This is a genomic window from Kibdelosporangium philippinense (assembly GCF_021390435.2).
Classification (GTDB): Bacteria; Actinomycetota; Actinomycetes; order Mycobacteriales; family Pseudonocardiaceae; genus Kibdelosporangium; species Kibdelosporangium philippinense.
The window spans coordinates 2,753,760-2,762,504 of record NZ_JAJVCN010000002.1 but is presented as its reverse complement, the minus strand read 5'-3'; the positions used below and the strand labels follow the sequence as shown (position 1 = coordinate 2,762,504).

Here is an 8,745-nt window from a genome sequence, read left to right as displayed (position 1 = left end):
AACAACTGGTCTCCATCACCGCGCAGGTGGCGCTTCCAGCCGCCGGAACGCAGGAAACCCGCACGGCACACCACCTTCGCGTGCTCAGGGGATCATTTCTCGCGAGGCTCTACCTGCGCACTCGCTCGCTTCGTTTCCGTATTGCTCAAGAACGGCTCCATAGCCGAGGCTTTTGTCACCGGAACCGCCTCGGCGCCCGCATCCGACAACAGCGCGCGGTGCGCCGCGGGCTCGGCCGGAATCGGCTCGTACGAACCACTCCAGCGCGTCATAGGCGGATTGCCGCCACCGCCACCGCCACCGCCACCGCCACCGCCACCGCCACCGCCACCGCCACCGCCGGAAGTATCGCCGAACGGTGACATGAGCGCGCCCGCCAAACGGACGTTGTTGTCCTCGTTGTTCTCGAGGGCCCGCCTTCGACACCGCCCGGACCGTCCTCAGCTGATCGATGCAGGTCCTGATGTAGTTCGCGGTCCTCTCGAAATCTGAAACCCGCGAGTAAAGGCCGGGAATGCCGACCCAGGTCAGTTCGCCGCTCATGGCATCCGCCTTCCGAACCAGCCGTTCGGATCGGATTCCCCCCGGCAGCAGCGCGTCCACATCAGCCGTACCGTCCATCATGCTCGTCAGATCAAAACCCGGCGGCGTCACCGGCTTCATCAACTCGGCCATCCTGTCCCGCGACTCCGCCTGCGCCTTGGTCATGGTGTCCATCACCGTCACGGGCGAGCTCCGACGGGGTCAACCGGCGATACGCCGTCAACGGGAACCGCACCGCACCAGACCGTGTTGACCAACAGTCACCGACACCACCTTGCGCGACGCAGTAACGGTCACCTCGATCTCAGCCATCCTGCGGTGCACATCGATCACCTCCCAACGACTCCACTGAAATTCGTCGAAGGCCTGCTAACGCTACTGTTCAAGGGAGGACGACATAAACACCACCTCAATCGGCTACACCAACCAGTAAACGACCACAACGGTCGACAAACAAGGAAGATGCCCTCGAACTCCTCGCCCGAATGCCCGTTTGACTCTGCTTCCGTCACACGGGAAGGACAATCCGGACAGCTCACCCGTGAACCGTTCCCGGTTTGGTGGACACAAGGGTAGGTGCCTCAGCACGGGCGCCCTTAACCTCGGCTATTCACGGGTGTGATCGTCTGTTCTGGGGCCGTGTCGTCAACCTCTTGTTGATCTTGTTTTGTGGTTGGTGGCAGGGTGTTTCGCCGGCTGTCGTGCCGGGTGGACGCCGGTTCCAGGGGCCGGGTTGGGTCCTTTCGGGTCGTTGGGTCGGGTTGTGGCTGGTCAGGGTGGTGGTAGGGCGAGGATTGTGGTGATGGCGGCGGCGAGGTGGGTGGCCCAGGGCCAGGTGGCGGGGATCTTGAGGGTGCGTTGTCGTCCGCCGTGGACCAGTCGGGTGGCGGTGTGCAGGAGTCGGTAGCGCAGTGTTTTCGGTTCTATGTGGGCGAGTTCGCCGTGCAGGGTGAGCAGTTGCAGCCACGCGAGCAGGTCGCAGGCGATGGTCGCGGTGGCGCACCAGGCTTGGTTGATGGCGAAGTCGCGGGAGGGCAGGCGGCCCAGCCCGGTGTCCTTGCCGCAGCGGATCCGGTCTTCGACACGGGCTTGGGTGCGGTGGCGGGCTTCGAGGAACGCGATCTGCCCGGTGGGCGTGTTGGTGGCCAGCAGTTGGTAGCGCCAGCCGTGGTGTTCCTCGAACAGCGACAGTTGTGCCCCGGGGTGGGGTTTCTCGCGGCGCACGATCACCCGCATGTCGGTGGGCCAGGTGGCGAGTGTGTCGCCGCCAGCGCTGTGGCGCAGCAGGCCGGTCAACTCAGCGACGCCGGCCTTGTCCAGGTCGCGGGCCTGCCCGTCGGGGTCGAGCACGGCCTGCCATCCCTGTTCGGGTATCCGGCCGATCGCGGTGCGGACACGGGCGTCCAGGTCGAACCCGATCGAGTAGTGCACCTGAAACCCGCGTCGGTCGTTGAGGGTGGTGATGTGGCGCACCAATTCCAGGGTGGCGCCGGCACCGTCGCAGGTGATCAGCAGGTCGCGGCGGCGTTCGGCGGGGATCTGGGTGATCGCCTCGCCCAGCACGGTGAGGTGATCGGCGACCGTGTTGGCGCCGGCGTTGCCGGGCCGTAGCTGGAAGGCCAGCGATTCGCGGGTGTTGTCACACCATGCGGTCAGTGGGTGTCGGCGTATCCGGTGATGTGTCCAGGTGAGTACGAACTGATGTGTCCAGGTGTCAAGCGACGGTGGCGGTGTCCGTGATGGCGGCGAGTCGGTTCTTCAGCCGGTAGCTGGGGCCGTTGATGGGGATGACGTCGCAGTGGTGCAGGAGCCGGTCGAGGATCGCGGTGGCGAGGACCTCGTCGCTGAAGACTTGGGCCCATTCCCCGAAGTTCTTATTCGAGGTCAGAATGACGGAGCCTTTCTCGTAGCGCTTCGAAATAACCTGGAAGACCAGGTTGGCTTCGGCGCGTTCGAGGGGCTGATAGCCCACCTCGTCGATCACGAGGACGTTGGGCCGTAGGTAGGTGCGCAGAGTGCTGGTGAGCCGTCCGATCGCGTCGGCGGCTTTCAGGCGGCGGACCATGTCGTCCAGGGTGGTGAAGTAGACGGTGTAGCCGGCGCGGCAGGCAGCGACCGCGAGAGCGACGGCGATGTGTGTTTTCCCGACTCCGGGCGGCCCGAGCAGAGCGGCGTTGCCTTTGTCCTCAATGAACGAGAGCGTGGCCAAGTCTTTGATCTTCCGCGGATCCAGCTCGGGCTGGAAGGAGAAGTCGTAGTCGTCCAGGGTCTTGTGGTGCGGCAGTTTCGACAGGCGCAGGGCGCTGCGGAAGCGGCGTTCGTCGCGGACGGCGGCTTCCTCTTCCAGGACCAGGTCGAGGAACTCGAGGTATCCCATCTGGTTGTCCTCGGCGCGGCGGGCGAAGGTGTCGAGCTGGCTGGGCAGGTGGTTCAGGCCGAGCCGGGTGGCGGTGGAGCGGATGCGGGTGGTGACCAGCTCGTTCAACGGTGATCCTTCGTCTGCGGTAGTGCTGTGGTCCTGCTGGGTCCGGTGCCGGTGAGTTGTTCATAGACCGACAGCGGGCGGTGTTCGACCTTGATCTGTGCGGCGGCGGTGCGGGTGAGCAGCGCCTCCAGTGACCGGGGCCACGACTGTTCAGGCGCGGTATTGGGCCGCAGCGGGATGACCTTCCCGTCGTGGTCGTCGTCCTCGATGCTGGTGGTAACCGCGCGGGTGTGGCCGTCGGGCAGACCGTCCCAATGGGTTTCGTCGACGACCCGCTGGCCTCTGGTCGTGGCCCGGGGATGGACGGCCAGCAGGGTGCCGTCGGCTAGGTTGCCGGTCGTGGCCGCGTCGATGGATGTGGCATGCAGGCTGATGGTGTCGGCGGTGGCGCGGATCTCGACCAGCTGGCGGTGACGGACCTTGCGGGCAGGAACTGAGTAAAGGCTGGCGTCGAACGCGACCAGGCAGTCCTTGCCGACGTGCCGCAGATGCCGCTGCGTGACCAGATACGGACTGACTGGGATTGGGTGCAGGGCCGAGTGGTCACGGGCGGCGCGGTGGCCGATGACCTCGCCGTGCGTGCTGTGGACGCGCTTGCGCCGCAACGGGACCCAGGCGGTGAACGCCGAGTCCATCTCCTCCAGGCTGGCGAACCCACGACCGGCCAGGACGTGATCGCGCACGATCGCGACTTGGCGCTCGACCCGGCCCTTGGACCGAGTCGTCGAATGCACCCGATGGAGCCGGTGAGCAACGAGTTGTGCGGGTGACGCATCCGTTCCATCCGTTGCGTGGGCAGGAGTTCGAGTTCGTGGCGCGCCGCAACAACTGGGGTGAGGATCGGGTCTGCTTCCATGATGAGCGCGGTGAGCTGAAGTCCCTGCCCACGGCTTGGACCGACGTGGTGGAGCCGGATCCGTTCGTGGTGATGGCGGCCGGCCGTTCGCCGTTCCGGATCCAGGACCTGCTCGCGTTGGCCGATGTGCTGGCGAGCCTGCGTCCCTGACCGTCTGAGCTTGATCCACGTGTCAACCAGATTGCGCCGCGAATGTCAGGGCAACTATGCCGACAATGGTCATCATTCGTTGCTCACGGAGGCACACGACCGAGTGAATAGCGGTTGTCCTGCTGGAGAAGTACAACATCGCATGGTTAGAGTCACCGCCCATCGCGTCAAAGTTAGATAGACAAGATCATGGTGGTGGAGCAGGCATGGGCAGGCGACGGGCAGACCCGAAAGCCGAGACGTTGCGTGAGTCGCGAACACTGAACCCGCATCCGGAGTCGGTGGCCGACGAGCGGTTCACCGACTCGGAGTTCTTCGACGCCCGCGACCTCGTGCAAGTCAAGTACGAGATGGTGCGCCGGGTCGAAGTCGACGGTGTCTCGGTGACGACCGCGGCGGCGGCGTTCGGGTTCTCCCGGCAGAGCTACTACCAGGCCGCGGCCGCGGTGGCCGAGAGCGGACCAGCCGGCCTGGTTCCCGCCAAACCGGGGCCCAAGGGTCCGCGCAAACTCACCGACGAGGTCGTCGACCATCTCGAGGAACTCCTGGCCGCCGACCCCACGCTGCGATCGTCGGCGCTAGCAGAGCTGATCCAGCAGCGGTTCGGCACGCGCGTGCACCCACGCTCGATCGAGCGGGCGCTGGCTCGCCGCCACACGGAATCCAAGGAGCGACCCAAAAGCAGCCCCTGACATCCCCACCCACGGCGCGGACACCGCCGCGCGATACGAAGAACTACGCGCGGCGGTGCTGTCCGGCCACGGCGAGGGATGGCGGCTGGGCTGGGGCGTGCTGACCGGCCGCGGCATGGCTGCCTGGACCACGGCGCAACAACAGATTCCCGTTGCCGCACAACAGGATCCAGAACCTCGCCCCGCCCCGACGACGGCCGCGCTGACCGGCCATGCCACCGAACTGGTGCGGGTGTTGGCCGGCATGGCACTGGCAGCGCTGCGGCCCGAACACGATCACCCCGCACGCGATCAAGGAGAAGACTGTGAACACCAGCGCCGCCAGCGCGGCGGGCAAGGTCACCCACGAGCACCTGCGGCGTGACGCCTACCTCTATGTCCGTCAATCCACGCTGAAACAGGTCCTGTCCAACACCGAGTCGACCGCGCGGCAGTACGCGCTGCGCGGCCGGGCGGTCGCACTCGGCTGGGCCGAGTCGCAGATCATCGTCATCGATACCGACCAGGGCCAGTCCGGCGCCTCAGCCGCGGACCGGGAAGGGTTCCAGCGACTGGTCGCCGATGTCGGCATGGGACACGCCGGGATCGTGCTCGGGTTGGAAGTTTCCCGGCTGGTCCGCAACAACACCGACTGGCACCGGTTACTGGAGATCTGCGCGCTGGCTGGCACCCTCATCCTGGACGAGGACGGCCTTTATGACCCGGCGAACTTCAACGACCGGCTCCTGCTCGGTCTCAAAGGGACAATGTCGGAGGCCTTATGTGGACGTCCACATAAAGCTTCCTATGCGAACCCGTCCGTTATGCCGACCTGGCGGGGGAAGTTGTTTGCTCCCAGCAAAATCTGGCTACCAAGTTCGTTATAGTCACAGACCGTTGAGGAACGCGAGGATGGTGTCGGGGGGTTGGTAGCGGCCTGGTGGTGCGTCGCGGGGTGCGGTTCGGGCCAACGCCCGCTCCTTGAGTGCAAGATCGGCATGGATGTAAACCTGCGTGGTGGCCGTGTTTTCGTGTCCCATCCACAACGCGATGACGGAGATGTCAACACCGGCGTGGAGCAGCCGCATCGCGGCGGAGTGCCGCAGGACGTGAGGTGAGATCTTCTTCTCACCCAAGGTGGGACAGGATCGCGCTGCAGTGGCTGCATGTATGGAAACCCGGCGCTGCAAGGCATCCCGGCTCATGGGGCCGCCGCGGCGGGTCGGAAACAACGGGTCGGCAGGCAAACCAGCGCGTTCGGCAAGCCAGGCACGAAGCACCATGACGGCGCCAGCGGTGAGTGGGGTAATCCGCTGTTTTCTGCCCTTGCCCAGACAACTGACGTGCGCGCCGGTGCCCAGGTGGAGATCACTGATCCTCAGGCGGGTGAGTTCGGTGGCGCGCAGCCCGGTCTGGCAGGCCAGCATGAGCAGGGCGTGGTCGCGGCGTCCGGTCCAGTTGCTCGGGTCCGGGGCGGCCAGCAGCGCGGTGATCTCGTCCTCGGTGAGGTAGGTGATCAGGGTGCGGTCGAACCGTTTGGGTGGGATTGCCAGGACCCGCTGGATGACCGCGGCCTGGTCGGGATGGTGCAGCGCTGCGTAGCGGAACAGCGAGTGGATGGCTGCCAGTCGGGCGTTGCGGGTGCGGACGCTGTTGCCGCGGTCGGTTTCCAGATGGGTCAGGAACGCGCCGATCAGCGGAGCGTCCAGATCGGTGATGTCCATAGTGGAGGGTTGTTTGCCGGTCTGTTTCTCGGTGAAGATCAGCAATAGCTTGGCGGTGTCGCGGTAGGCGGCGATCGTGTGGCCGCTGGCCTGGCGTTGCCGGGCCAGTCGGTCGGTGAAGAATGCTTGCAGGGTCGGGGCCAGAGTGCCGCTCATGCGCCACCTGCCAGGTGTTCGGCCAGGCGCTGCCCGGCCAGGGCCATCAGTTCCGGTGCGGCAGAGAGGTACCAAAATGTGTGTTTCGGGTCGGTGTGGCCCAGGTAGGTCGACAGCCTGGGCATCATGGCCGGGATGTCGGCGCCCTGGCGGTACCAGTCCAGCACGGTCGCGACCGCAAAACTGTGCCGGAGGTCGTGGATTCGTGGCCGGCAGGACGCTGAGCGGCGTGTGATCCCGCACCCCTCGGCCAGGCGGGCGAAGACAAGGCTGATGTTGCTGTGTAGCAACCGTGTCCCCCTGCTGGAGAGCAACAGTGCTGGGCTGGCCGGTCGTGGCAGCCGTTCCTGCCGACACTGTCGATAGCGGGTCAGGGCTCGCATCGCGCTGGGGTGCAAGGGAACCAGGCGGTGTTTGCCGAACTTGGTGTCACGCACCATCAGCAATTCGTGCTCGACGTCGAGATCCTCGTCATCAAGGGCGATCGCTTCACTGATCCGCAGGCCGCTGATCGCCAGCAGGCTGATCAGGCTTTGGTAGGTGGCGGCCCGAAGGCGCGGACGCAGCATGGCCGCGGCCTGGATGAGTGACCGGATCTCAGCCTCGGAATACAAGTACGGAGTAGCCCGGCAGGGCCCCACGGCGTGGATCACCCCGGCCGGCGGAACCTCCACACAGGGGTCAAGGCTGTGCAGGTAGGCGGCGAAGCCGCGCACCACGCTGACGCGGATCGCCAGCCAATGCAGGGATGTCCCAGCGGGTAGCGTCGCCCAGGCCAACGCGTTCTCGGTGGTGATGGTGTCGATGCCGTCGTGTTCGAGGTAGTCGACGAACTGACCCAGCAAGCGGCCGGCGTTGGCCAAGCGGAAACCCACAGCGCGACGCAAATCCAAGTAGTCCGCGAGCGCGCGGCGCAGCGGGGGACGTGACTGTGTCATGCCGCCTCACCTGGCCAAGGCCGGGCCAGTGCCCGTAGCGCCTCGGTATCAACCTTCGCGTAAATCGCGGTGGTCAGCGGGCGAACATGTCGTAGAGCTTGGCCGATGTCGCTCAGCGAGCCACCTCCACGCAGCATGGCGGTGGCCGCCGAGTGCCGCAGCCGATGAGCGTGCACCACGCCAATACCAGCCCGTCGGCCCGCGGAGGCCACCGCAGTCGTGACAGCGCCGGTGCTCAACGCCCGATACGGAGCCTGCGCACGAACGAACACCGTCCGGCCCTGGGCAGCGGCAGGGCGTCCGTTGCGCAGATAGGCGACGATCTTCTCCCCGACATCAGCCGGCAGCGGCATCCGATCACGCCGATTACCCTTGCCCCACACCGTGATCTCACCGAGTCGCCAGTCGATGTCGTCTAATCCCAACGCGGCGACTTCACCAGCGCGCAGCCCGAGCCGAAACAGCAACGTGAGGATCGCCAGATCCCGCCGCCCTGTCGAGGTCTGCTGATCACACGAGGCCAGCAACGCGACCACCTGGTCGGCTTCCAGCGCTTGAGGCAGACCTCTCAGCGTCCAGCCCGCTACCGAAGGCACGGCTGTGGCCAGCGGCTGGTCGATGACACCTTCCAGATACAGAAACGTAAGCAGGGACCGGAGAGCCGTCACGATCCGCTGAGCAGACCGAGGCCGCTTCCGACACTGCACCACCACGAACGCGGCCACCTCACCCGCGGTCAAGCGCTCCAGATCAACGTCATCTTCGGTCTTGTTCGCCCTCTCTAGCAGGAACGGTTGTACCAGGCGCACATTCAGCGCGACCGTCGTTTGGGCCAGTCCTCGCTCAGTGGTGAGGTAGTCGCGATAGCGGACCAGTAACTGCTCCACCGGGGTTGTCGCGGCCGCAGGGACCCACGCTGAAACCACCCCCAGATGCTGCAGGTAGCCCACCAGCGGCCGCAGCGCTCGTGCGGTGCGCTCGTTGACGTAGCCGGCCGCGCGGCGGTAAACGAAGTAGGTATCCACCGTCGCGGGGGTCAACTCCGACGTCTCCAGACCCTCCCGAGCCAGCCATCGGCTCAGGTGCGCCATCAACCGCACATGCGCCGCCGCGGTCAGCGGCGTGTAACCCAATCGCTCCAGCTCAGCCCGGTAACCATCAGCATAAGGAGCTAACGGTAGGCACACCCGAGCCCAACACGGAACTGTCGTCATGACCTTCT

The 8,745-nt window shown here is 65.7% G+C and carries 11 protein-coding genes; 3 read left to right on the top strand and 8 right to left on the bottom strand.

Annotated features, from left to right (window positions below):
• Positions 1–92: 92 nt before the first annotated feature.
• The 4 genes from LWC34_RS31625 to LWC34_RS31610 form a co-directional block, all read right to left on the bottom strand.
• Positions 93–365, bottom strand: coding sequence for a hypothetical protein (locus tag LWC34_RS31625; protein WP_233728713.1), 273 nt, complete (start codon positions 363–365; stop codon positions 93–95).
• A 949-nt stretch (positions 366–1,314) separates the two neighbouring features.
• Positions 1,315–2,214, bottom strand: a complete 900-nt coding sequence (locus LWC34_RS31620) for a transposase (protein ID WP_372496671.1) — start codon at positions 2,212–2,214, stop codon at positions 1,315–1,317.
• A gap of 43 nt (positions 2,215–2,257) precedes the next feature.
• Positions 2,258–3,028, bottom strand: coding sequence for an IS21-like element helper ATPase IstB (gene istB / locus LWC34_RS31615; RefSeq protein ID WP_233723025.1), 771 nt, complete (start codon positions 3,026–3,028; stop codon positions 2,258–2,260).
• Positions 3,025–3,762 (bottom strand): Mu transposase domain-containing protein, encoded by a 738-nt coding sequence (locus tag LWC34_RS31610; protein WP_233728711.1) that lies wholly within the window; start codon positions 3,760–3,762, stop codon positions 3,025–3,027. Before LWC34_RS31610 ends, istB begins: the two co-directional genes overlap by 4 nt.
• A 32-nt stretch (positions 3,763–3,794) precedes the next feature.
• Between LWC34_RS31610 and LWC34_RS31605 the strand changes: the two genes are divergently transcribed.
• The gene (locus tag LWC34_RS31605) at positions 3,795–4,034 is read left to right on the top strand and encodes a DUF5372 family protein (RefSeq protein ID WP_233724680.1); all 240 of its coding nucleotides are present in this window, start codon (positions 3,795–3,797) and stop codon (positions 4,032–4,034) included.
• A 206-nt stretch (positions 4,035–4,240) separates the two neighbouring features.
• Entirely contained in the window at positions 4,241–4,726 is a 486-nt protein-coding gene (locus LWC34_RS31600; protein ID WP_233724681.1) for a helix-turn-helix domain-containing protein, read from the top strand.
• A gap of 43 nt (positions 4,727–4,769) precedes the next feature.
• Here LWC34_RS31600 and LWC34_RS31595 read toward each other — a convergent pair whose 3' ends face one another.
• A complete protein-coding gene (locus LWC34_RS31595) occupies positions 4,770–5,069 on the bottom strand; it encodes a hypothetical protein (RefSeq protein WP_233724682.1) in 300 nt (99 codons plus the stop codon).
• On the opposite strand from LWC34_RS31595, the gene LWC34_RS31590 reads away from it, so the two are divergent.
• On the top strand, positions 5,032–5,592 hold the full coding sequence (locus LWC34_RS31590; RefSeq protein ID WP_233724683.1) for a recombinase family protein: 561 nt from the start codon (positions 5,032–5,034) through the stop codon (positions 5,590–5,592). The two genes, LWC34_RS31595 and LWC34_RS31590, sit on opposite strands and share 38 nt — an antisense overlap.
• Here LWC34_RS31590 and LWC34_RS31585 read toward each other — a convergent pair whose 3' ends face one another.
• From LWC34_RS31585 to LWC34_RS31575, 3 genes are read right to left on the bottom strand one after another with little or no spacing between them, the layout of a single operon-like run.
• Positions 5,593–6,585 carry a tyrosine-type recombinase/integrase gene (locus LWC34_RS31585; protein WP_233724684.1) on the bottom strand — a complete coding sequence of 331 codons (993 nt, stop codon included), beginning with the start codon at positions 6,583–6,585 and terminating at the stop codon, positions 5,593–5,595.
• Positions 6,582–7,523: a tyrosine-type recombinase/integrase gene (locus LWC34_RS31580; protein ID WP_233724685.1), complete on the bottom strand. Its 942-nt coding sequence runs from the start codon at positions 7,521–7,523 to the stop codon at positions 6,582–6,584. The genes LWC34_RS31585 and LWC34_RS31580 overlap by 4 nt, the downstream gene beginning before the upstream one ends.
• Positions 7,520–8,737 (bottom strand): tyrosine-type recombinase/integrase, encoded by a 1,218-nt coding sequence (locus LWC34_RS31575; protein WP_233724686.1) that lies wholly within the window; start codon positions 8,735–8,737, stop codon positions 7,520–7,522. Before LWC34_RS31575 ends, LWC34_RS31580 begins: the two co-directional genes overlap by 4 nt.
• Positions 8,738–8,745 lie beyond the last annotated feature (8 nt).

What these genes read in the sequence shown, in the direction of transcription:
- LWC34_RS31600 (WP_233724681.1), top strand. Translation starts at nt 4,241, where the DNA reads ATGGGCAGGCGACGGGCAGACCCGAAAGCCGAGACGTTGCGTGAGTCG.
- LWC34_RS31625 (WP_233728713.1), bottom strand. Translation starts at nt 365, where the DNA reads ATGTCACCGTTCGGCGATACTTCCGGCGGTGGCGGTGGCGGTGGCGGT.
- LWC34_RS31585 (WP_233724684.1), bottom strand. Translation starts at nt 6,585, where the DNA reads ATGAGCGGCACTCTGGCCCCGACCCTGCAAGCATTCTTCACCGACCGA.
- LWC34_RS31575 (WP_233724686.1), bottom strand. Translation starts at nt 8,737, where the DNA reads ATGACGACAGTTCCGTGTTGGGCTCGGGTGTGCCTACCGTTAGCTCCT.
- LWC34_RS31580 (WP_233724685.1), bottom strand. Translation starts at nt 7,523, where the DNA reads ATGACACAGTCACGTCCCCCGCTGCGCCGCGCGCTCGCGGACTACTTG.